Origin of the sequence: Sphingobium chlorophenolicum (genome assembly GCF_000722875.1) — a bacterium.
In the GTDB taxonomy this organism is placed as follows: Bacteria; Pseudomonadota; Alphaproteobacteria; order Sphingomonadales; family Sphingomonadaceae; genus Sphingobium; species Sphingobium chlorophenolicum.
Genome location: NZ_JFHR01000001.1, coordinates 72,843 through 93,810 on the forward strand (window position 1 = coordinate 72,843; position 20,968 = coordinate 93,810).

Here is a 20,968-nt window from a genome sequence, read left to right on the forward strand (position 1 = left end):
ACTGTAATCAGAGCATCACAGGGCCGTCGTCACGCGCCGCTAAGGGGTGGCGCACTCAATAAAGTGAGTGACTTACGGGTTGTCTGGCCAGGGGTGGTCAGCAAGCCCCAAAGGGGAATTGAAGATGAGGGATCTCAAGATTTTTCTCGCCGCATCTGCGGCGGCTGTCGGTGTTGCGGGCGCGCTGGTTGCACCGGCACATGCGCAGGAAACCACGTCGACCATTCGCGGCAGCGTGACGAGTGGCGGCCAGCCGGTAGCGGGCGCTCAGGTCAAGGTGACCCATGTGCCGACCGGCACCATTTCGAACGCCGTTACGGACATGTCGGGCGGCTTTACCGCAGCGGGCTTGCGCGTCGGCGGACCTTATACGGTCGAAGTCAACGCAGCGGGCTATACGACCTCCACGATCACCGACATCCAGACCGCCGTCGGTCAGACCTTCGGCCTGCCGATCGAACTGGCGCAGGAAGGTGAAGCCATTGTCGTGACCGCCTCGCTCGTCCGCGGCGCTGGCAATATCTCTGCCGGTCCAGCCAATGTGATGACCGCCGAAGATATCAGCAGGATCGCATCGGTCAACCGCGACATTCGCGACATCGCCGCGCGCGACCCCTTCGCGACCCTGGATACCAGCCAGACGACAGGCCGTCAGGTGTCCTTCGCGGGGCAGAATCCGCGCTTCAACCGCTTCACCGTCGATGGCGTTCCCATCACCGACAGCTTTGGCCTGAACCCCGACGCCCTGCCGTCGCGTCGCGGCCCAGTGCCGCTGGATTCGATTGCCCAGTTCGAAACCAAGGTCGCGCCCTATGACATCCGTGAAGGCTTTTTCCAGGGCGGCGTTTCCAACGCGATCCTGAAGTCGGGCACCAACGAATTCCACGGCACAGCCTTCTACACTTTCAGTTCGGACGAACTGACCGGCAAGAAGACCAAATCCTATATTCTCAATCCGACCGGCCGCATCGTTCAGCCCAATTTCACCAGCAAGGATTTCGGCGCCGAGATTTCCGGTCCGATCATCCGGGACAGGCTGTTCTTCATGATCGCGGCGGAGCGCGTCCGCGCCGCCCGTCCCGTTGCCTTCGGCACGCAGGAAGATAATGCCGGCACGCCGGTCATTGGCGCTCGTGATGCCGATCTGGAACGGATCGCCCAGATCTCCCAGGACAGATACGGCTTCAATCCGGGCGGCATCCTGCGTTCGGACGGCGACAAGGACGACCGCATCGTTGGCAAGATTGACGCCAATCTGTCGGACACGCAGCGCGTCTCGCTGACAGGCCTCTACACCAAGGACGAACTGAACGTCAGCACGACCACCGGCACGCGCGACCTGGGCCTGGAGTCCAACGCCTATAAGAAGCCGAACAAGATGAAGGCGGGCATCGTCAACTGGAATGCCGACTGGACCGACCGCTTCTCGACCGAGGCGCGTGCCCTCTACAAGACCTATGACAGCGGCCAGTTCCCGCTGATGGGCCGCACCGCGCAGATGTCGATCTGCGCCGCGCAGACCTCTGACCGTGGCATAGCGCCCAACAACACAGCAGGAGGCACGGCGGCCAGCATCGTCTGTCCCACGGGCACGCCGCAATTCGTGCTGGGCGCCGGCGGCCCCAGCCAGTCCAACGTCCTGAGGATACGTACCTGGGGCGGTTCCGTCTCCGCCAAGCTGAAGGCGGGTGACCATAATTTCCGCATGCTGGCGGAATGGAACCATACCAAGTCTTTCAATATGTTCGTGAATCCCTCGGCGGGCACCTATTATTTCGACAGCATCCAGGATTTCGCGAACGGCACTGCGCAATCCTTCAGCTACAACAATGCCGGGTCGCTCAATCCCGCCGATGCTGCCGCGACCTTTTCCTATGACGCCTATACTTTCGGCCTGCAGGACGACTGGCGGGTCAATAGCCAACTGACGGTCGGTCTGGGTCTGCGCTACGATCTGTTTGGCATGGACAGCAAGCCGGCGGTAAACCCGAATTTCTCGCGTCGTTACGGCTTCACCAACGCCAGCAACATCAGCGGCATTGGCCTTCTCCAACCGCGCTTCGGCTTCACCTACAAGCCGACGCCGCGCCTCACGATCCGTGGCGGAGGCGGCATTTTCGGCGGCGGTTCTCCGGACGTCTACATCGCCAACAGCTTCTCCAACACCGGCGTGATCAACACCTCGATTACCGCGCGCCAGACCGATGGCGGCGTGTATCAGTTGAATGGGACGGCCAATGCATCTGCGGCGTCGATCCTCAACAACCCATCCTTCACGACGATCCCGGCGGCGGCCGATGTGGCGGTTCAGGCGGCGGCGGCGGGCCTGTCGTCCAATCCCAATGCGACGACCTCGCTCAACGCGATCGATCCGAATTTCAAGGCGCCCAACCAGTATCGCGGCACTTTGTCGGTGGATTACGAGGCCAATCTGGGCGCGCTGGGCGATGGCTGGCGCTTTGGCGCGGACCTGCTCTATTCGAAGGTGCGGGAACAGGTGATGGTGGTCGACCTGCGGTCGGTGCCGGTTCCGGGGTCCTTCACGCCGGATGGTCGCCAGCGTTATGCCAGCGCCATCGGCAATACAGGCGACACGGGGCAGGATCTGCTGCTGACCAACACCAAATATGGCCGCGGCTGGATCGGCGTTCTGCGTGCCGAAAAGAGTTGGGACTGGGGTCTGACGCTGGGAGGCGCCTATACCTATCAGGATGTGCGGGACGCCGGGGCGCTGACCTCGTCGCAAGCGGGTTCGATCTATGGCAACGGCGCCAATTATGATGCGAACTTCGGCGGTCGCGGTCATTCGAACGATGAGGTCCGCTGGGCCTTCCGATACAATGCGTCGTTCGAGCGGGCCTTCTTCGGCGATTACAAGACCCGTCTGGACATTTTCGGCACGACGCGCGCGGGCGCGCCCTACAGCTATACCATGCAGGATTTGTCGGGCGGGCGTTCGGGCGTGTTCGGCACGGCAGGCAGCGCGCTCCGTTACCTCTTCTATGTGCCGACCGGCATTAACGATCCCTTGGTCAGCTATGCCCCCACGGTCGTGAATGGCGTCACGACGCTGACGGCCGCACAGGCCGCGCAGCGTATCGATGATATCATCGAAAATTCAGGCCTGAAGAATTATCGGGGGCAAATCGCGCCGCGCAATGCCTTCCGGTCGAAGGCGTTCACGCGCATCGACCTGCATGTCGAACAGGAACTGCCGTTGCCGCTCGGCGCGCGCTTCTCCCTGTTCGCGGATATCGAGAATTTCACCAATTTTCTGAACCACAAATGGGGTCAGCAGTTGCGGTCCAGCTTTCCGTTCCGCAAGGTCGTGGCGAAGGTCAGTTGCGCCAATGCCCCCTGCACCCAGTATAGATATCAGGAACCGAGTTCAGACACCGTGCTGGCGGACGAACTGGTGACCACCAATGGGTCGTCACTCTACGCGGTTCGGATCGGCGCCCGCATCAGCTTCTGATCGATGACATGATGGAAAGGGAAGGGCGCGGAGCAATCCGCGCCCTTTCTCATTTCAGACAGCTATCCAGCCCGTCGCGCTGGACGATACCGATGCGGGCGGAGATGCTGTTGCCATAGCGGCGGGTGAAGCCATGGGGATCGATCGCCTCGCGCTTCTTCGGAAGCGGCAGGACAGCGGCGAGACGACCGGCTTCGGCGCGGGTCAGGCGCTGGGCCCCATGGCGGAAATAGCGGATCGCCCCAGCCTGCGCGCCATAGGTACCGATGCCGGTTTCCGCGACGTTCAGATAGACCTCCATGATCCGCCGCTTGCCCCAGATCGCTTCGATCAGGAGCGTGAACCAGGCTTCCAGCCCCTTGCGCGCAAAGCCGCCGCCCTGGAACAGGAAGACATTCTTCGCCGTCTGCTGGCTGATGGTCGATCCGCCCCGGATGCGGCCGCCGCTGGCATTGTGGCGCATGGCCTGGGCAATGGCGACCGCATCGAAGCCGTGATGACTGCAAAATCGGCTGTCTTCGGCGGCTATGGCGGCGCGGGCCATGTCCGGGTCCATCTCGTCCAGGCTCATCCAGTCCTTGGTGATGCCATGAGGGTCGAAGATCATCGTCCATGTCACCGGCGGCGGCACGAAACGGTAGATCACCACCATCAGCAGCGAGAGGACGACGAAGACACCCAGGATTTTGAAGACGATCCGAAGCCAGCGTGAACGGCGGTGAGGAGTGGCGGGCTTTTTGGCGATCATAGCGCTGTGGTAACGTGATCGCCGGGCGGTTCAAGTCCCCGCTTTTGCGAGAATATGGCTGCAACGCGAGAGGGAGCAGTAAGGGACTTGCATGATCGCCCGGGCGGGGACGGTTGCCGACGATTACGCCTGCCCGATGATGCGGGGCGGCCGGACATAGGTAAATTCTCCGTCACCCGTCCATGCCTTGCCGTCAGGGAAACGCAGTTCCAGCCCGGCAAGGTCGCGCTCATCCGCCAGCAGCATATTGACGCCCATCAGCGTGTTTCCGAATTTCGCGGCTGCGCTGGCGGTCAGGTTGAAATGAGTCGTCGAACCGCAATTGGCGCAGAAGCGGATTTCCGCTGCCGGGTCGTCCTTATCCTCTCTGCAATAGCCCGCCGCCACCCCTTGGACGCTCGCCTCCGACGGGTGAAAATAGCTCCAGCGGGCGCCGCTCTTGCTGCACAATGTGCAGTTGCATTCATGGATATGGTCCGGGCGCTTGGCGAGTTCGATGCGTATCTGGCCGCAGAGGCAGGAAAGGCTGATCATTCCGCTCGCTTATCAGCAAGGCGGAGCATTCCATAGCGCCAAAAAAAGCCCCGGAGTGATCCGGGGCTCTTGTTCGATCATGATGGGATCAGATGGTGGCGAGGCGGGAGATTTTGCCAAGCCTGTCGCCCGCAATCCGCATCATCGCCTTTTGCAGCTTTTCGAAGGCCCGAACCTCGATCTGGCGGACCCGTTCCCGCGATACGCCATATACCTGGGAGAGTTCCTCCAGCGTCTTGGGCTCTTCGGCCAACCGGCGCTCCGCAAGAATATGCTTCTCGCGATCGTTGAGGTCGTCCATCGCCTCCACCAGCATGTCGTGGCGCAATTCGCTTTCCTGCCGGTCGGCGACGCGTTCGTCCTGCAACGGATCGGTGTCGGCCAGCCAATCCTGCCACTGGCCCTCGCCATCCTCGCGCATCGGCACGTTGAGCGACGTGTCGCCGCCCATCGCCATGCGACGATTCATGGAGATGACATCCTCCTCCGTGACGCCCAGATCGGTGGCGATCTTCTTGACGTCGTCGGGGTGCAGGTCGCCATCCTCGAACGCTTCGATATTGTTCTTCATCCGGCGCAGGTTGAAGAACAGTTTCTTCTGCGCGGCGGTGGTGCCCATCTTCACAAGCGACCAGGACCGCAGGATGAATTCCTGGATCGACGCGCGAATCCACCACATGGCGTAGGTCGCCAGGCGGAAGCCGCGATCCGGCTCGAACTTCTTCACGCCCTGCATCAGGCCGATATTGCCTTCGCTGATCAGTTCGCTCACCGGTAGGCCATAGCCGCGATAACCCATGGCGATCTTCGCCACCAGGCGCAGATGCGACGTCACGAGTTGGGCAGCGGCCTCCGAATCCGCATGCTCGGCATAGCGCTTCGCGAGCATATATTCCTGCTCGGGCGTCAGAATCGGAAATTTGCGGATTTCCGACAGATAGCGGTTGAGGCTGGCTTCACCGCCCAGCGCAGGAACCGCGGGGACATTGGTCTTTCCGGCCATGTCGTCACCTTTCCCTTTCATGCGCGGCGGAACCCAGAAGAGGCGTTCGAAGCGCCGTCGCAAACTTGTTCAGATCTATACGTGAAGCTCGCTTAACAGTTCCTGCATATCGGCAGGGAATTGGCTGTCGAAGCTGAGCGCCTCACCCGTTACAGGATGTATGAACCCCAGCCTTTTCGCGTGCAATGCCTGCCTTTTGAAACCCAGCGTTTCCAGTATCGATTTGAAACCTTTTCTCTCTCTACCGTAAACCGGGTCGCCGATCAAGGGGTGTCCCAAATGGGTCATATGAACGCGCACCTGATGCGTCCGCCCGGTTTCCAGCCTGCATTCCACCAAAGCCGCGCCGCGCAGCTTCTGTATCGTGCGGTAATGCGTCACGGCATGTTTGCCGCGTCCTTCCCGATAAACCGCCATCTTCTTTCGATCGGCGTCGGAACGGCCAATCCACGTGTCCACCATGCCCGCGGCCGGTTGAGGCGCGCCATAGACGATCGCGGCATAAAGCCGGTCGATCGAATGGGCGGCGAACTGCTGCGCCAACCCTTCATGGGCGCGATCCGACTTGGCAACGACCAGCAGGCCGGAAGTATCCTTGTCGATGCGATGAACGATGCCCGGCCGGGCCACGCCGCCAATGCCGGACAATTGGCCTTGGCAATGATGCAGCAGCGCATTGACGAGCGTACCGTCCAGATTGCCCGCCGCCGGATGAACCACCAGCCCGGCGGGCTTGTCTATGACGATCAGGTCGGCATCTTCATGGACGATGGCAAGCGGAATGTTCTGTGCGACCGCCTCCGCCTCGACCGGGGGAGGAAGGGTGATGGCGAAGGCCTGCCCAATCGTGACCTTCAGCGAAGGATTGGGGGCGCGGCCGGAACTTGTCACCTGTCCGTCAACGATCAGGGCCTTCAGCCGCTCCCGCGACAGGTCCGGCACCAGTTCGGCAAGCGCCTTGTCGAGCCGCATGCCGTCCTGCGCCTCGCCGATTGTCGCTTCTATGATGGAAACCCCCGGAACCATTGCGTAATGATGTAGGAATGAGGGTTGAAATTTCAAGGGGCCTGTTGGAACAAATCATGTCCGAAGCGGCGGCCGACCCCAATGAGGTCTGCGGCCTGCTGTTGGGCGAACCCGGCCGGATCGATGCGATCCAACCCGCCGCCAATGTCGCGTCCGATCCCGCGCGGCGTTTCGAACTGGACCCGGCCGTGCTGATCGCGGCGCATCGGGCGGCGCGGGCGGGCGGGGCGCGGATCGTGGGGCATTATCATTCGCATCCGGGGGGCGCGCCGGTTCCCTCCGCGACCGATGCGGCCTGCGCCGTGGCGGACGGCAGCCTATGGCTGATCGCCGGGGGCGGCGCGGCGCGGCTTTGGGTTTCCGCGGGCGAGGATGAGAATGCACGTTTTGTTGAGGCTTCGCTCGTTATCTTGTGAGCGAAAGGCGGCGGGCCGGGCTTGCATCATGCGGCAGGGCAGCGCATTAGCCTTTTCATTCCTTTCCTGATTTTCTTTCCGGCGGCAACGAAACTTCATGACCCATTCGACCGATAGCATCGAATTCGCCAGCCTGCTCTGTTCGCGGCTGTGCCATGATCTGCTGAGCCCTGTGGGTGCGTTGAACAACGGGCTGGAACTGATGGCGGATGAAACCGACCCGGAAATGCGCCAGCGCTGCCTGGACCTGCTGGCGGACAGCGCCAAGACCTCCGCCAACAAGCTGAAATTCTTCCGTCTTGCCTTCGGTTCGGCGGGTGGCTTCGGGGACGCGGTGCCCACGCATGAGGCGCGAGTCGCGATAGAGGGCATGTTCGCCGCCTCAGGCCGGGTGAAGATCGGCTGGCTGGTCGAGGACGATATGCTCGACAAGCTGCCGGTGAAGGTGCTGCTGAACCTAGCGTTGATCGCGGGCGATGCTTTGGTGCGGGGCGGGCAACTCGACATCGGCGCGGAAAAGCGGCCCGGCGTCACCGAAATCGTGGTGCGGGCGGAGGGCCCCAAGCTGGTGCTCGATCCCGACCTGCGGGCGGCGTTGGCGGGCACCTTGCCGCCGGAGGGGCTGGCTTCGCGGACCTCGGCCGCCTGGATGGTGCGGGCGCTGGTGACCAGCACCGGGGGCGAGATTGCCCTGTCCCCCGCTGGGGAGCCTGTGTTGCTGTTCGGGGCATCCATTCCGGACGCGCGTTAAGCGGTTTCCCGCAATTCCTTGGCAAGCAGGGCGATGAGATCGGCTGCTGGCATGGCGCGTGCCAAGGGCGCGCCCTGGCCCGCCCATTGCGCGCCGAAGCCGCCTTCGCCCATGACTTTCGCGGCGGCGTTCAGCGTCTTTCCCGCATCATAGGCGATGGGATAGGCCGGGACTTCCGGTCCTGCCTCGGCTCCCCATGCGGTGAAGCGATTGGCAAGACAGCGGGCGGGGCGGCCTGAAATGGCGCGGGTCATGACGGTGTGACAGGCGGCCGGGCTGGCGAGGGCGGTGCGATAGGCTTGGTCGGCGCTGCTTTCCGGACAGGCGATAAAGGCTGTCCCAAGCTGGGCGGCGACCGCGCCCAGGTCCAGCGCGGCGCGGATGCCCCTGCCGTCCATGATGCCGCCCGCGGCGATGACCGGCAAGGAACAGCGGGCGACGAGCAGGCGGGTGAGGGCGAAGGCGCCAAGCTGGTCATCGGGCGCCTCGGGGTCGAAGGCGCCGCGATGGCCGCCCGCCTCATGGCCCTGGGCAACTATGGCGTCGATGCCCGCCTCCTCCGCAGCGCGCGCTTCGCCAAGATTGGTTGCGGTGGCGAGGAGCAGGCATCCGGCTTGCTTGAGCGCCGCGATGCGGGCGGGGTCAGGCAGACCGAAATGGAAGCTGATCACGGGCGGCGCCAGGTCGATCAGCGCGGCAAGCATTGCGTCATCCTCCACGAAGCTGCGGTAGATTTCACGGAGGGAAGATGGCGGCTGGGCGTCATAATTTTGGAAAAGCGGCGCCAGCGCAGCGATCCATGCCGCCTCTTTGGCCGGATTTCTGCGAGCGGGCGCATGGGTGAAAAGGTTGACGTTGAACGGACGGTCGGTCTGAGCGCGGACCGCCTCTATCATGGAGCGGGCGCCTGCCGCATCGGTCGCGCCGACGGCGATCGAACCGAGCGCCCCGGCATTGGAAACGGCCGCCGCCATGGCGGGTGTCGAGACCCCGGCCATGGGCGCCTGGATGATGGGATTTTCGAGGTTCAGCGACTCGATCAGCGACATGCCGCGATTTTGGGCCATGGCTGGACCATCATGCAACCATGGGATGAAGCGTGGACTTCAAGCGGGCCTGATCGCCCCGCTTTGCTTCCACCTGGCCGGAATAAAGGAAAAAGGCCCGGCCGCTTTTGCGGCCAGGCCCCTTTTCCGGAACAGTCCCGAAAAGATCAGGCGCTGTAGTACATGTCGAATTCGACCGGCGAGGGAGCCATTTCCCAGCGGTACACTTCGGGCCACTTCAGTTCGATATAGGCATCGATCTGGTCCTTGGTGAACACGTCGCCTTTCAGCAGGAACTCGTAATCGGCTTCCAGGCTGTTCAGCGCTTCACGCAGCGAACCGCAAACGGTCGGCACCTGGCTCAGCTCTTCCGGCGGCAGGTCGTACAGGTTCTTGTCCATCGCGCCACCCGGATGGATCTTGTTCTCGATGCCGTCCAGGCCTGCCATCAGCAGCGCGGCGTAGCAGAGATAGGGATTGGCCATCGCGTCGGGGAAACGGAATTCCACGCGCTTCGCCTTGGCGCCCGCGCCGTAGGGAATACGGCAGGAAGCCGAACGGTTGCGGGCCGAATAGGCCAGCAGGACCGGCGCTTCGAAGCCCGGCACCAGACGCTTGTAGCTGTTGGTGGTCGGGTTGGTGAAGGCGTTCAGGGCCTTGGCATGCTTGATGACGCCGCCGATGAAGTAGAGGCACATGTCCGACAGACCGGCATAGCCTTCGCCCGCGAACAGCGGCTTGCCGCCGTCCCAGATCGACATGTGGGTGTGCATGCCCGACCCGTTGTCCTGCGCGATCGGCTTGGGCATGAAGGTCGCGGTCTTGCCATAGGCCTGGGCGACCATCTGCACGACATATTTGTAGATCTGCATGCGGTCGGCGGTCTGGACCAGCGTGCCGAAGGTCAGGCCCAGTTCGTGCTGAGCGGCGGCCACCTCATGGTGGTGCTTGTCGCAGGGCAGGCCCATTTCGAGCATGGTCGAAACCATCTCGGCGCGGATGTCGGTGCAGGGATCGACCGGCGCGACCGGGAAGTAACCGCCCTTGGCGCGCGGACGGTGGCCCAGGTTGCCGCCTTCATATTCCTTGCCGGTGTTGGTCGGCAATTCGATGTCGTCGATCTTGAAATAGCTCTGCGAATAGTCGTTCTCGAAGCGGACATCGTCGAACATGAAGAATTCGGCTTCCGGGCCGACATAGACGGTGTCGCCGAAACCGGCCGACTTGACGAAGGCTTCGGCGCGCTTGGCGGTCGAACGCGGGTCGCGAGCGTAGAGTTCGCCGGTGTCGGGCTCCACGATGTCGCAGAAGATGATCAGCATCGGCGTGGCGCTGAACGGATCGACATAGACGGCGTCCAGGTCGGGCTTCAGGATCATGTCCGACTCGTTGATCGCCTTCCAGCCTTCGATCGACGAACCGTCGAACATCAGGCCCTGGGTCAGTTCATCCTCGCCCAGCACCGAAGACACCATGGTCAGGTGCTGCCACTTGCCCTTGGGATCGGTGAAACGGACATCGACCCACTCGATCTCCTTTTCCTCGATCATCTTCAGGATGTCTTTAGGCGTGTTGGCCATGTGAACTTGCCCTTCTTTCAAAATACCCCCCCGAAGGGGTCGGTTGATATGCGTCCGCCAATCCCTGTCCGTTGGCGAGAACCCGTTAAAAATCAGATGGCGTCGCTATCCCGCTCGCCGGTGCGGATGCGGACCGCGCCTTCAATGTTGGAGATGAAGATCTTGCCGTCGCCGATGCGGCCCGTCTGCGCCGCGGCCGAGATCGCCTCGACCACCCGTTCGGCGAGCGAGTCGTCGACCACGACCTCCAGCTTCACCTTGGGCAGGAAGTCGACCACATATTCCGCGCCGCGATACAGTTCGGTGTGACCCTTCTGGCGGCCAAAGCCCTTGGCCTCCGTCACGGTGATGCCCGAAACGCCGACTTCGTGAAGCGCTTCCTTCACTTCATCCAGCTTGAACGGTTTGATGATCGCTTCGATCTTCTTCATCTTCAGATATCCCAACTCAACGCGCGCAAATGGCGGGTATGACCCCGCCTTTCGTTCAACCAGAGTGACGATCCATGCCCCCCGAAGGCACGCGCCGCCACTCTTGCCAATCAATTACCGTGCCAAATAGCGAATCGCTAGGAACTGCTTTCCGCGATGCAGCAACTTTTGTCCATATTGCCCGGATTCCGGGCAACATCATGACGCATTGCCCAATTTTTGGGCAGGTCAAAAAGGCCTGACTCCGATGATCAGAGTTTATAGGGCGGCGCGTCGAGACCCGTCGGGCTCTTCGTGAATATCTCGCAGCCGGTTTCGGTGATGCCGATGCTATGCTCGAACTGGGCCGAGAGCGTGCGGTCGCGAGTAACCGCCGTCCAGCCGTCCTCAAGCATCTTCACGCCCGGCTTGCCGATGTTGATCATCGGCTCGATGGTGAAGAACATGCCGGGCTTCAGTTCCGGGCCGGTGCCGGGGCGGCCGACATGGACCACCTCCGGACTGTCGTGGAACACGCGGCCCAGGCCATGGCCGCAAAAATCGCGGACCACGCCGTAGCGATGCTTTTCGGCGTGGCGCTGGATGGCATGGCCGATATCGCCCAGCCTGTTGCCGGGCTTCGCCTGCTCTATGCCCAGCATCAGGCATTCATAGGTGACCTCGACCAGCCTGCGCGCCTTGATGGGCGCTTCACCGCAAATATACATGCGGCTGGTGTCGCCGTGCCAGCCGTCGACCAGGGGCGTCACGTCGATATTCAATATATCGCCGTCCTTCAGCTTCTGATCGCCCGGAATGCCGTGGCAGATGACGTTGTTGAGCGAGATGCAGCAGCTATGCGTATAGCCGCGATAGCCCAGGGTCGCCGGCACCCCGCCGCCGTCCAGCGTCATGCGGCGGACGATGTCGTCCAGTTCGCCGGTGGTGACGCCGGGCACCACATGGGGCACCAGCGCGTCCAATATTTCCGCGGCCAGCCGCCCGGCCCTGCGCATGCCTTCGAAACCGGCCGCATCATAGAGCTTGATCGCGGTCGAGCGGGAAATCGGCGCGTCCGCCGTCATCGTCATATATTCGGTCATGGGGGTGATTATAGGCAAGGGCGCGGCATAATGCGAGAGGGCGGCTAGGCATGGCGCGCCGCAGAGGCTATGGCCTGCCCATGGCCGACCCCACCCGCATATGGACCGCAGCGCTGATCGTGATTGGCGACGAAATTCTCTCGGGCAGGACGCAGGACAGGAATGTTTCCCAGATTGCGACCTGGCTGAACGTGCAGGGCATCCGTCTGCGCGAAGTCCGGGTGGTGGCGGACGATAATGATGCGATCGTGGAGGCGGTGAACGCGCTTCGGGCGCGCAACGATTATCTGTTCACGACCGGCGGCATCGGGCCGACCCATGACGACATCACCGTCGACGCCATCGCCGCCGCGCTGGGCGTGGAGGTGGAGATTCACGCCGGGGCGCGGGCGATGCTTTCTGGCTATTACGAGACGCGAGGGGGCCTCACCGAAGCGCGACTTCGCATGGCGCGGGCCCCCGCCGGTTCCAGCTTGATAGAGAACCGCATGTCGGGCGCTCCGGGCCTGCGGCACGGCAATATCTTCATCATGGCGGGCGTACCGCACATCACCGCCGGGATGCTGGACAGTTTGACGGGGACGCTGGAGGGCGGCCTGCCGGTGCTGTCGGCGACTATCGGCTGCTGGGTGGCGGAGAGCGAGATCGCGGACCTGCTGGGCGCGACGGAGCGGGCGCATGAGGGATGCCAGATCGGCAGCTACCCCTTCTTTCGCGAGGGGAAGACCGGCGCGAATTTCGTGATCCGCTCTGTGGACGCGGCGGTGCTGGACAGGTGCGTGGCCGATCTCAGCGCGGCGCTGGAGCAAGGCGGCTGGCCGGTGGTGGCCGGAGGGATTTGACGGCTTGAGTGCCGGTTCGGGTGTAGAGCGTACCTATCCCATTCCTCCCCATCGATAGATGGGGAGGGGGACCGCGCGAAGCGTGGTGGAGGGGAAAAGGCGAAACCTCCAAATCTTCCCCTCCACCAGCCTTCGGCCGGTCCCTCTCCCCACGCTTCGCGTAGGGAGGATTTAGCGGCGGCTATTACCCAATAACCCCTTCAATTCCCCCCATCCAGCAATCTCCGCGCAATAACTTGCGCCTGAATCTCCCCCGCTCCCTCGAATATGTTGAGAATCCGCGCATCGGCCAGCAGGCGGCTCACCTGATATTCGGTCGCGAAGCCGTTGCCGCCATGGATCTGCAACGCATTGTCCGCCGCCGCCCAGGCGACGCGCGCGCCGATCAGTTTGGCCATGCCCGCTTCCAGGTCGCAGCGCTTGCCCTCATCCTTGCGCCGCGCCGCGAAATAGGTGAGCTGGCGCGCCCCCATAATCTCCGCCGCCATCATCGCCAGCTTGTTGGCAACGCGGGGAAAATCGAAGATCGGGCGCCCGAACTGCTTGCGGTCGAGCGCGTAGGAAAGGCCGATGTCGAGCGAAGCCTGCGCCACGCCGATGGCGCGGGCGGCGGTCTGGATACGGGCGGATTCGAAGGTCGCCATAAGCTGCTTGAACCCCTGACCCTCGACCCCGCCGAGCAGATTCGCGGCAGGCACGCGGAAATCGTCGAAGCCGATCTCATATTCCTTCATGCCGCGATAGCCGATCACCTCGATCTCGCCGCCGCTCATGCCCGGCGTTGGGAAGGGGGCCTCCACCGTACCGCGCTGCTTGGGCGCGATCAGCATGGAAAGGCCGCTGTAATTCTTGGTATCGGGATCGGTGCGAACCAGCAGCGTCATCACATCGGCGCGGGCGGCATGGGTGATCCACGTCTTGTTGCCGCTCACCCGATATTCGCCATCGGCCAGCGTTGCGCGGGTGCGCAGCGAACCCAGGTCCGATCCGGTGTCCGGCTCGGTAAAAACGGCGGTCGGCAGGATCGACGCATTGGCGATCTGCGGCAGCCAATGCGCCTTCTGCTCGTCCGTTCCCCCTGTCAGGATCAGTTCCGCCGCGATTTCGGATCGGGTGGCGAGCGATCCCACGCCGATCCAGCCTCGCGACAATTCCTCCGACACGACGCACATGGCGGTCTTCCCCATGCCAAGCCCGCCAAACTCCTCCGGGATGGTCATGCCGAACACGCCCATTGCGCCCAGTTCCTCGACCAGGGGCAGGGGGATCAACTCGTCCTTCAGGTGCCAGTCATGGGCGAAGGGCGCGACCTTCTCGTTCGAAAGCGCGAAGAACTGCTCGCGGACCATGTCGAACATGTCGTCCAGCCCGCAATTTTCCAGCGTCGCATGACCCCGCTGCGCGACGAGATGGCGGGCTATGGCCGATTTCACCCCTTGTCCGCCGCCCTGACGGACGATGGTGCGGAAGGCGGGGGCGTCGAGCGCCGACAGATCGTCGGTCAGGTCCGTGGCGCGGATCACCTCGCCCTGGTTCATCGGGATGCCGCCCAGCATCTGCGCGCCATATTCGGCGAAGAGCAGTTGCGCGAGCAGCGCCTCTATTTCCCCGAAGGCGCCGTCCGCGTCCAGATTGGCGGCCCAATTCGCCACTTCCCGCATCATCTCCGCATAGGCGGCGAACCAGCCGAAGCCGTGGACGGCATGCTGCTCCACATCGGCCAGCACGCGGTCGACCTGGCCCTTGTCGTTGGCAATGCGCGCCTTCACCTGGGGTTGGGCCGCCGCGACGAATGCCTGGGCGGCATCCGCGGCACCCGACAGCAGCGCGGGAAGGCCGGGAAGGACCAACACCGTCTTTTCGACTTCCACCGTCACGCTCATCCCTCGCCAGCCTGTTTCTTGTTGGCCGCCGCCATGGCCTTGGCATCCAGCCCGCCGACAAGGTTGCCGGTCATCAACTGGTTATGCGCATGGGCCAGATGGTGCATATGGAACACGCCGTCCATCGCCTGACGCTTGCCGCGCAGATCCTCCACGAAGTTGAACGCCTGCTTGGTCAGCGCCAGGCCGAAACGGTCATGTTGGGCGATTTCGGCGGCGATCTTCGCCACTTCCTCGCGCAGCGTCTCGCGCGGGAAAATCTCGTTCACCATGCCGAACTGATAGGCGCGCTGGGCGGGCATTCGCCGTCCGAGCAACAGCAATTCCCGCGCCACGCGCGGCGGCAGTTCGAACGCATGGGCGAAATATTCGACCCCCGGCTGGGCCATGCGCTGCACCGGATCCTGGAAAAAGGCATCCTCCGACGCGACGATCAGGTCGCAGACCCAGGCCAGCATCAGCCCGCCCGCGATGCAGGCGCCCTGCACCATCGCGATCATCGGCTTGGGAATCTCCTGCCAGCGGCGGCAGAGGCCCAGATAGCCGTCCTGCTCCAGCACATATTGGCGTTCCGCGCCGCCCTTGTTCAGATGGTCCCACCACATGCTCGTGCGGAAGCGCGGCATGTGGCTGTCCTTCTCTGGCGTGCCGATGTCGTGCCCGGCGGAGAAATGCTTGCCCTCGCCGCCCAGCACGATGACCTTGACGTCATCATCCTCGACCGCATGCTTGAAGGCGTCGTCAAGCTGCCCCAGCAACCGGTAATTCTGCGCATTGCTATATTGCGGGCGGTTCAGCATCACCCATGCGACGCCGTTTTCGACCCTGTAGGTCACGAATTCGGGCTCGTCCTGTTGTCCGTCCTTGGTCATCTTGTCGGTCCCTATACTGATTTTACCGGCTAACCCTCCCCATCCGTTCGCCCTGAGTAGGGACTGAGCTTGGCGAAGGCCCGTATCGAAGGGGCTGTGCCAAGCTTTGATCCTTCGATACGCCGCTTCGACGGGCTCAGCGGCGTCTCAGGACGAACGGCTGCGTTGCCGCCTTTCTCACCTCGGCGGCATGCGCAGGCCGCCGTCCAGCCGCACATATTCGCCGTTCCAATAGTCATTCTCGATCATCGCCAGCGCCATGGCGGCGAACTCTTCCGGCTTGCCGAAGCGCTTGGGGAAGGGGACCGTGGCGGACAGGGCATTGCGCACCTTGTCGCTGGCCCGCGCCATCAGCGGCGTGTCGAAAATGCCGGGAAGGATCGCGTTGACGCGGATGCCTTCGCCCATCAGGTCGCGGGCCATGGGCAGCGTCAGGCTGACGATGCCGCCCTTCGACGCGCTATAGGCCGCCTGCCCGATCTGCCCGTCCACCGCCGCCGCGCTGGACGTATTGATGATGACGCCCCGCGCCCCGTCCTCCAGAGCGTCCAGCGTCAGCATCCCCGCCGCCGACTTGGCGCAGCAGCGGAAGGTGCCGATCAGGTTGATCTGGACGATCCGTTCGAACTGGTCGGTGGGAAAAGCCTTGATCGCGCCTGTCTCGCGGTCGCGGGAGGCGGTCTTGACGACATTGCCGGTGCCCGCGCAATTGACGATGATCCGTTCCTGCCCATGAGCGGCGCGCGCCTGCGCGAACCCCGCATCGACGGAGGCTTCGTCGGTCACGTCTACCTTGCAGAAGGCGCCGCCTATTTCGGCCGCGACCCTGTTTCCCGTCTCCTCGTTGAAGTCGAACAGGGCGACCTTCACCCCCCTGACGCCGAGGGCGCGGGCGGTCGCTTCGCCCAGCCCGGATGCGCCGCCGGTCACGATGGCGGAAACGCTGTTGTCGAGTTTCATGCTTCTGTTCTCTCCTGGACAGGGCGCTGGGCGATCGCGCCTTGCGCGGCCAGCGCATCCAGCGCCGCATCGCCCAGGCCGAGCCACTGGCCCAAAATCTCGCGGCTATGTTCGCCCACGCGGGGCGGACAATATCGATAGTCGGCGGGCGTGGCGGACAGCTTGCCCGGATAGGCGACGGTCGGAATTTCCACGCCATCCTCTTCCCGGCGGAATCGGTGGACGGTCTGCCGCGCCTCGACAAAGGGGTCTTCGAACACGTCCTTGATCGTGTTGACCGGCCCGGCGGGCACGCCTTTGGCCACGAAACGCGCCATCAGTTCGTCGCGGGGGAAGGGCCGGACGATCTCCTGCACCTTCGCCTCGATCTCTTCGCGGTTGATCAGCCGCTGGGCGCTGGTGGCGAAGCGCGGATCGGTGCCCAGCTCCGAATGGCCCATTTCCGTGCAGAAGGCGCGGAACTGCCGGTCGTTGCCGATAGCGATGATCATCACGCCGTCCGCGACCTCGAACGTCTTGTAGGGCACGACGGTCGGATGGCGATTGCCCAGCCGCCCCGGCACCACATTGCCGACCAGCCAGTTCATCCCCTGATTGGCGAGCATCGCGATCTGGGTATCGAGCAGCGACACGTCGATCTGCTGCCCCTCACCGGTGCGTTCCGCATGGCGCAACGCCACCATGATGGAGACGGTGGCGAACATGCCGGTCGACAGGTCCGCCATCGCCACGCCCGCGCGCAGCGGGCCGCCATCCTCTTCACCCGTGATGCTCATGAAGCCGCCCATGCCCTGCGCCACGAAGTCGTATCCGCCACGGTCGGCATAGGGACCGGTCTGGCCGAAACCGGTGATCGAGCAATAGACGAGGCGCGGGTTCACGCCGCGCAGGCTCTCATAATCGAGGCCATATTTCTTCAGGCCGCCGACCTTGAAATTCTCGACCAATATGTCGGCTTCGGCGGCGAGCTTGCGGATCAGTTCTGCGCCCTGCGGCGTCGCGAGGTTGATCGCGACGGACCGCTTATTGCGGTTGCAGGACAGATAATAGGCGCTAGTGCCGATCTCCGGCTCGCCATCCGCGCCGGTCAGATAGGGCGGTCCCCAGGCGCGGGTGTCGTCGCCATGGCCGGGCAGTTCGATTTTGATCACGTCCGCGCCGAAATCGGCCAGAATCTGCGTCGACCAGGGACCGGCCAGAACCCGCGAAAGGTCCAGCACCTTCACCCCTTCTAGAGCGCGGGCGTTCATGCCTGCGCTCCCATCGTCATCTTTCCGAAAAACCGCATCCGTTCCCATCTTTCCGCTGCATCGCTTGATTCAACAGATAGCGGGACCGGGCAGCTAGTGCAATGATTTTTGCACTGTGGGATAGTTTTCAGATCATTTCTTGGTCGCGCTGGCCAGATAGGCGATCAGATTGGCGCGATCCGCCGGATTGGGCAGACCCGCGAAGATCATCTTGCTGCCCGGCACCTTGGCGGTCGGCTTGGCCAGGAAGGCGTCCAACGTCTTGGCGTCCCAGCGGATTTTGGCGTTCTTCATCGCTGGGGAATAGGCGAAACCCGCCATCGTGCCCGATGTGCGGCCCATCACCCCGGCCAGCGATGGCCCAAGCCGGTTCGCGCCCGGATCGACGGAATGGCAGGCCATGCAACGGGCGAAGACCGCCTTGCCCTTGGCGGCGTCGCCCGCCTGGGCCAGCGCGGGGCTCGCGATCAGCATGGCGACGGCAAGCGCGGCGAATTTCGAAACCATCTATTATCCTCTTCCCTTCGCGACCGGACGGATTCCATGCCGGCGCGCATGACTAAACCGGAATGGGCCTGAACAATCCCTTTATCAGGCCCGCTCGAACACCGCCGCCAGCCCCTGGCCGCCGCCGATGCACATCGTTTCCAGCCCATAGCGCCCGTCGCGCCGCCGCAATTCGCGCAGCAGATTGGCAAGGATGCGTCCGCCGGTGGCTCCAATCGGATGCCCCAGCGAAATGCCCGACCCATTGACGTTCAGCTTGTCCCGGTCGTCCCAGTTCCAGCCCTTGAGGCAGGCCAGAACCTGCGGCGCGAAGGCCTCGTTGAGTTCGACCAGATCGATGTCCCCCCAGCCAAGCCCGCTCCGCGCAAACAGCCGCTCCACCGCCGGAACCGGCCCGATCCCCATGCGCGACGGGTCGCAGCCCGCCGCCGCCCAGCTATGCAGGAAACCCATGGGTTCAAGGCCGAGTTCGCTCAACCTGTCCTCCGCCACCACCAGGCAGGCGGCAGCCGCATCATTCTGCTGGCTGGCATTGCCCGCGGTGACGACGCCGTCCTTCTCGATGGGCTTGAGCAGCGCCAGCGATTCCGGCGTGGCGTCGGCGCGTATGCCCTCGTCCCTCGCGAACATGATGGGTTCGCCCTTGCGCTGCGGCACGGCGACAGGAACCAGTTCGTCATCGAACTTGCCCGCTTCCCAGGCGGCTGCGGCGCGCTGGTGGCTCATCGCGGCATATTCGTCGCAGGCTTCGCGGGAGATGTCGTAATCCCTGGCGAGGTTGTTCGCCGTCTCGATCATGCCGCTGATGACGCCATAGCGTTCGATGGGCTGAGACATCACCCGGCCCCGCGTCAGGCGGTCGTGGAACTGGGTCGAACCAGACCTCGCGCCCCAGCGATGGTCGAGCGAATAATATTCGACGTTCGACATGCTCTCCACGCCGCCCGCGATCACCATGTCTGCCGCGCCGGTCTGGATGCGCATGGCTGCGTCGATCACCGCTTGCAGGCCGGAGCCGCAGCGGCGATCCAGTTGCACGCCGGGGATGGATTCCGGCAGGCCCGCCGCCAGCGCCGACCAGCGGCCGATGCAGGGCGCCTCGCCATTGCCATAGCCCTGGCTGAACACCACGTCGTCGATCCGTTCGGGGTCGATTTTCGTGCGCTCCACCAGCGCCTTGATGATGACGGCGCCCAGATCGCCCGCCGTCATGGACTTGAGCGACCCGCCATATTTGCCGACGGCGGTGCGGATGGGGGTGACGATAGCGGCTCTGCGCATGGTTATGTCCTTCCAATTTGCATGCCCCCGTTCGCTTCGAGCGCAGTCGAGAAGCGGGGTGTGCAGGTTTCTCGACTTCGCTCGAAACGAACGGAGGTGGTTCCCATTATCAGCGGGCAGCTTCGGCCTGTCGGATCATCTGCTTGGCGATGATGGTCTGCTGGATCTGGCTGGTGCCTTCATAGATGCGGAGCAGCCGGACATCGCGATAGAAGCGCTCGACCTTATATTCGGCCATATAGCCCGCACCGCCATGGATCTGCACGGCGCGGTCCGCGATGCGTCCCACCGCTTCGGAAGCGTAATATTTGAGCGCCGCGCATTCCAGGCTGACCGGTTCGCCCGCATCGAACTTCGCCGCGACCGACTGCATCAGCGCCTCGGCGGTCAGCATGTCGACCTTCATATCGGCCAACATGCCCTGGATAAGCTGGAAGTCGGCGATGCGCTGGCCGAACTGCTTGCGCTCCAGCGCATATTGCAATGACATGTCGATCAACCGCTGACACATGCCCAGCGAGACGGCGGCGATATGGATACGCCCGCGATCCAGCACCTTCATCGCCGTCTTGAAGCCGCGCCCCGGCACGCCGCCGATGATGTTCTTCGCAGGGACCACCACATCTTCCAGAATGACGTCCGTGGTGACCGATCCCTTCTGCCCCATTTTCTTGTCCGGTTTGCCCAGGCTGATTCCCGGCGTGTTTGCGGGCAGGATGAAGGCGGATATGCCCGCTGCGCCCTTCACATCCGGTTCGGTGCGCGCCATCAGCGTGAAGACGCTGGCGCGGGGCGCGTTGGTGATATAGCGCTTGGTGCCGGTGATGCGATAATTGTCGCCATCCTTGATCGCGACGGTGCGCAGCGAAGCCGCGTCCGATCCCGCTTCCGGTTCGGTCAGGCCGAAGCTGGCGATGGCTTCACCAGTCGCGAATTTGGGCAGCCATTCGCGCTTCTGCTCCTCCGTGCCATCCATGACGATGCCTTGGCTGCCGATGCCGACGGTAGTGCCGATGATGGAGCGAAAGGCGATGGAGGCACGGGTGATTTCGCGGATGATCGCGGCTTCTTCCGCCATGGTGCAGCCCAGCCCGCCATATTCCTCCGGCACGGAAAGGCCGAACAGGCCCATGTCGCGCATCTGCTGGACGATGGTTTCGGGCATCGCGTCAGCCTCCTCGACTTCATCCTCGGCAGGGATCAGCTTTTCCGCGACGAAGCGCTGGACGGTGGTGCGGAACAGGTCGAACGTCTCGGCGTCCATCTCGAAAACTCCTTTTT

At 63.3% G+C, this 20,968-nt stretch carries 19 protein-coding genes; 4 read left to right on the forward strand and 15 right to left on the reverse strand.

Annotated elements, in window-relative coordinates:
• Positions 1–124 precede the first annotated feature (124 nt).
• Entirely contained in the window at positions 125–3,475 is a 3,351-nt protein-coding gene (locus BV95_RS00350; RefSeq protein ID WP_037446251.1) for a TonB-dependent receptor, read from the forward strand.
• 49 nt (positions 3,476–3,524) lie between these two features.
• On the opposite strand, the gene mtgA is transcribed toward BV95_RS00350, so the two are convergent.
• From mtgA to BV95_RS00370, 4 genes are all read right to left on the reverse strand, one after another.
• Positions 3,525–4,223: a monofunctional biosynthetic peptidoglycan transglycosylase gene (gene mtgA, locus BV95_RS00355; protein ID WP_037446253.1), complete on the reverse strand. Its 699-nt coding sequence runs from the start codon at positions 4,221–4,223 to the stop codon at positions 3,525–3,527.
• A 123-nt stretch (positions 4,224–4,346) separates the two neighbouring features.
• Positions 4,347–4,757: a GFA family protein gene (locus tag BV95_RS00360; RefSeq protein ID WP_037446255.1), complete on the reverse strand. Its 411-nt coding sequence runs from the start codon at positions 4,755–4,757 to the stop codon at positions 4,347–4,349.
• A gap of 88 nt (positions 4,758–4,845) precedes the next feature.
• Positions 4,846–5,760, reverse strand: a complete 915-nt coding sequence (gene rpoH / locus BV95_RS00365; protein WP_013846963.1) for an RNA polymerase sigma factor RpoH — start codon at positions 5,758–5,760, stop codon at positions 4,846–4,848.
• A 75-nt stretch (positions 5,761–5,835) separates the two neighbouring features.
• Entirely contained in the window at positions 5,836–6,786 is a 951-nt protein-coding gene (locus tag BV95_RS00370; RefSeq protein WP_037446257.1) for an RluA family pseudouridine synthase, read from the reverse strand.
• A gap of 17 nt (positions 6,787–6,803) precedes the next feature.
• Between BV95_RS00370 and BV95_RS00375 the strand changes: the two genes are divergently transcribed.
• Together BV95_RS00375 and BV95_RS00380 are read left to right on the forward strand one after the other, a co-directional pair.
• Positions 6,804–7,202, forward strand: a complete 399-nt coding sequence (locus BV95_RS00375; RefSeq protein WP_037446259.1) for a M67 family metallopeptidase — start codon at positions 6,804–6,806, stop codon at positions 7,200–7,202.
• A 97-nt stretch (positions 7,203–7,299) separates the two neighbouring features.
• On the forward strand, positions 7,300–7,953 hold the full coding sequence (locus tag BV95_RS00380; protein ID WP_037446261.1) for a histidine phosphotransferase family protein: 654 nt from the start codon (positions 7,300–7,302) through the stop codon (positions 7,951–7,953).
• Here BV95_RS00380 and BV95_RS00385 read toward each other — a convergent pair.
• The 4 genes from BV95_RS00385 to map all read right to left on the reverse strand — a co-directional run bounded on the left by BV95_RS00385 (position 7,950) and on the right by map (position 12,092).
• On the reverse strand, positions 7,950–9,002 hold the full coding sequence (locus BV95_RS00385; protein ID WP_037446442.1) for an NAD(P)H-dependent flavin oxidoreductase: 1,053 nt from the start codon (positions 9,000–9,002) through the stop codon (positions 7,950–7,952). The genes BV95_RS00380 and BV95_RS00385 overlap by 4 nt on opposite strands.
• Before the next feature lie 164 nt (positions 9,003–9,166).
• Entirely contained in the window at positions 9,167–10,579 is a 1,413-nt protein-coding gene (gene glnA, locus BV95_RS00390; protein WP_037446263.1) for a type I glutamate--ammonia ligase, read from the reverse strand.
• A gap of 92 nt (positions 10,580–10,671) precedes the next feature.
• Positions 10,672–11,010 carry a P-II family nitrogen regulator gene (locus BV95_RS00395; protein WP_007685085.1) on the reverse strand — a complete coding sequence of 113 codons (339 nt, stop codon included), beginning with the start codon at positions 11,008–11,010 and terminating at the stop codon, positions 10,672–10,674.
• A gap of 251 nt (positions 11,011–11,261) precedes the next feature.
• Entirely contained in the window at positions 11,262–12,092 is an 831-nt protein-coding gene (gene map, locus BV95_RS00400; RefSeq protein WP_037446267.1) for a type I methionyl aminopeptidase, read from the reverse strand.
• An 80-nt stretch (positions 12,093–12,172) separates the two neighbouring features.
• Here map and BV95_RS00405 point away from each other — a divergent pair, with 80 nt between their 5' ends.
• Positions 12,173–12,934 carry a competence/damage-inducible protein A gene (locus BV95_RS00405; protein ID WP_037446444.1) on the forward strand — a complete coding sequence of 254 codons (762 nt, stop codon included), beginning with the start codon at positions 12,173–12,175 and terminating at the stop codon, positions 12,932–12,934.
• A 200-nt stretch (positions 12,935–13,134) separates the two neighbouring features.
• Here the strand turns inward: BV95_RS00405 and BV95_RS00410 are convergent, their stop codons facing one another.
• The 7 genes from BV95_RS00410 to BV95_RS00440 all read right to left on the reverse strand — a co-directional run bounded on the left by BV95_RS00410 (position 13,135) and on the right by BV95_RS00440 (position 20,951).
• Positions 13,135–14,817, reverse strand: a complete 1,683-nt coding sequence (locus BV95_RS00410; protein WP_037446269.1) for an acyl-CoA dehydrogenase family protein — start codon at positions 14,815–14,817, stop codon at positions 13,135–13,137.
• A complete protein-coding gene (locus BV95_RS00415; RefSeq protein WP_037446271.1) occupies positions 14,814–15,689 on the reverse strand; it encodes an enoyl-CoA hydratase in 876 nt (291 codons plus the stop codon). The genes BV95_RS00410 and BV95_RS00415 overlap by 4 nt, the downstream gene beginning before the upstream one ends.
• Before the next feature lie 177 nt (positions 15,690–15,866).
• Positions 15,867–16,649, reverse strand: a complete 783-nt coding sequence (locus tag BV95_RS00420) for an SDR family NAD(P)-dependent oxidoreductase (protein ID WP_037446273.1) — start codon at positions 16,647–16,649, stop codon at positions 15,867–15,869.
• The gene (locus BV95_RS00425; protein ID WP_037446275.1) at positions 16,646–17,899 is read right to left on the reverse strand and encodes a CaiB/BaiF CoA transferase family protein; all 1,254 of its coding nucleotides are present in this window, start codon (positions 17,897–17,899) and stop codon (positions 16,646–16,648) included. Before BV95_RS00425 ends, BV95_RS00420 begins: the two co-directional genes overlap by 4 nt.
• A gap of 132 nt (positions 17,900–18,031) precedes the next feature.
• Positions 18,032–18,406, reverse strand: a complete 375-nt coding sequence (locus BV95_RS00430) for a c-type cytochrome (protein WP_037446277.1) — start codon at positions 18,404–18,406, stop codon at positions 18,032–18,034.
• A gap of 84 nt (positions 18,407–18,490) precedes the next feature.
• On the reverse strand, positions 18,491–19,687 hold the full coding sequence (locus tag BV95_RS00435; RefSeq protein ID WP_037446279.1) for an acetyl-CoA C-acetyltransferase: 1,197 nt from the start codon (positions 19,685–19,687) through the stop codon (positions 18,491–18,493).
• A 109-nt stretch (positions 19,688–19,796) separates the two neighbouring features.
• Positions 19,797–20,951, reverse strand: coding sequence for an acyl-CoA dehydrogenase family protein (locus BV95_RS00440; RefSeq protein WP_037446280.1), 1,155 nt, complete (start codon positions 20,949–20,951; stop codon positions 19,797–19,799).
• Positions 20,952–20,968: the final 17 nt, after the last annotated feature.

Coding starts and splice junctions, on each gene's coding strand:
- BV95_RS00350 (WP_037446251.1), top strand. CDS start 125: ATGAGGGATCTCAAGATTTTTCTCGCCGCATCTGCGGCGGCTGTCGGT.
- mtgA (WP_037446253.1), bottom strand. CDS start 4,223: ATGATCGCCAAAAAGCCCGCCACTCCTCACCGCCGTTCACGCTGGCTT.
- BV95_RS00360 (WP_037446255.1), bottom strand. CDS start 4,757: ATGATCAGCCTTTCCTGCCTCTGCGGCCAGATACGCATCGAACTCGCC.
- rpoH (WP_013846963.1), bottom strand. CDS start 5,760: ATGGCCGGAAAGACCAATGTCCCCGCGGTTCCTGCGCTGGGCGGTGAA.
- BV95_RS00370 (WP_037446257.1), bottom strand. CDS start 6,786: ATGGTTCCGGGGGTTTCCATCATAGAAGCGACAATCGGCGAGGCGCAG.
- BV95_RS00375 (WP_037446259.1), top strand. CDS start 6,804: ATGAGGGTTGAAATTTCAAGGGGCCTGTTGGAACAAATCATGTCCGAA.
- BV95_RS00380 (WP_037446261.1), top strand. CDS start 7,300: ATGACCCATTCGACCGATAGCATCGAATTCGCCAGCCTGCTCTGTTCG.
- BV95_RS00385 (WP_037446442.1), bottom strand. CDS start 9,002: ATGTCGCTGATCGAGTCGCTGAACCTCGAAAATCCCATCATCCAGGCG.
- glnA (WP_037446263.1), bottom strand. CDS start 10,579: ATGGCCAACACGCCTAAAGACATCCTGAAGATGATCGAGGAAAAGGAG.
- BV95_RS00395 (WP_007685085.1), bottom strand. CDS start 11,010: ATGAAGAAGATCGAAGCGATCATCAAACCGTTCAAGCTGGATGAAGTG.
- map (WP_037446267.1), bottom strand. CDS start 12,092: ATGACCGAATATATGACGATGACGGCGGACGCGCCGATTTCCCGCTCG.
- BV95_RS00405 (WP_037446444.1), top strand. CDS start 12,173: ATGGCCGACCCCACCCGCATATGGACCGCAGCGCTGATCGTGATTGGC.
- BV95_RS00410 (WP_037446269.1), bottom strand. CDS start 14,817: ATGAGCGTGACGGTGGAAGTCGAAAAGACGGTGTTGGTCCTTCCCGGC.
- BV95_RS00415 (WP_037446271.1), bottom strand. CDS start 15,689: ATGACCAAGGACGGACAACAGGACGAGCCCGAATTCGTGACCTACAGG.
- BV95_RS00420 (WP_037446273.1), bottom strand. CDS start 16,649: ATGAAACTCGACAACAGCGTTTCCGCCATCGTGACCGGCGGCGCATCC.
- BV95_RS00425 (WP_037446275.1), bottom strand. CDS start 17,899: ATGAACGCCCGCGCTCTAGAAGGGGTGAAGGTGCTGGACCTTTCGCGG.
- BV95_RS00430 (WP_037446277.1), bottom strand. CDS start 18,406: ATGGTTTCGAAATTCGCCGCGCTTGCCGTCGCCATGCTGATCGCGAGC.
- BV95_RS00435 (WP_037446279.1), bottom strand. CDS start 19,687: ATGCGCAGAGCCGCTATCGTCACCCCCATCCGCACCGCCGTCGGCAAA.
- BV95_RS00440 (WP_037446280.1), bottom strand. CDS start 20,951: ATGGACGCCGAGACGTTCGACCTGTTCCGCACCACCGTCCAGCGCTTC.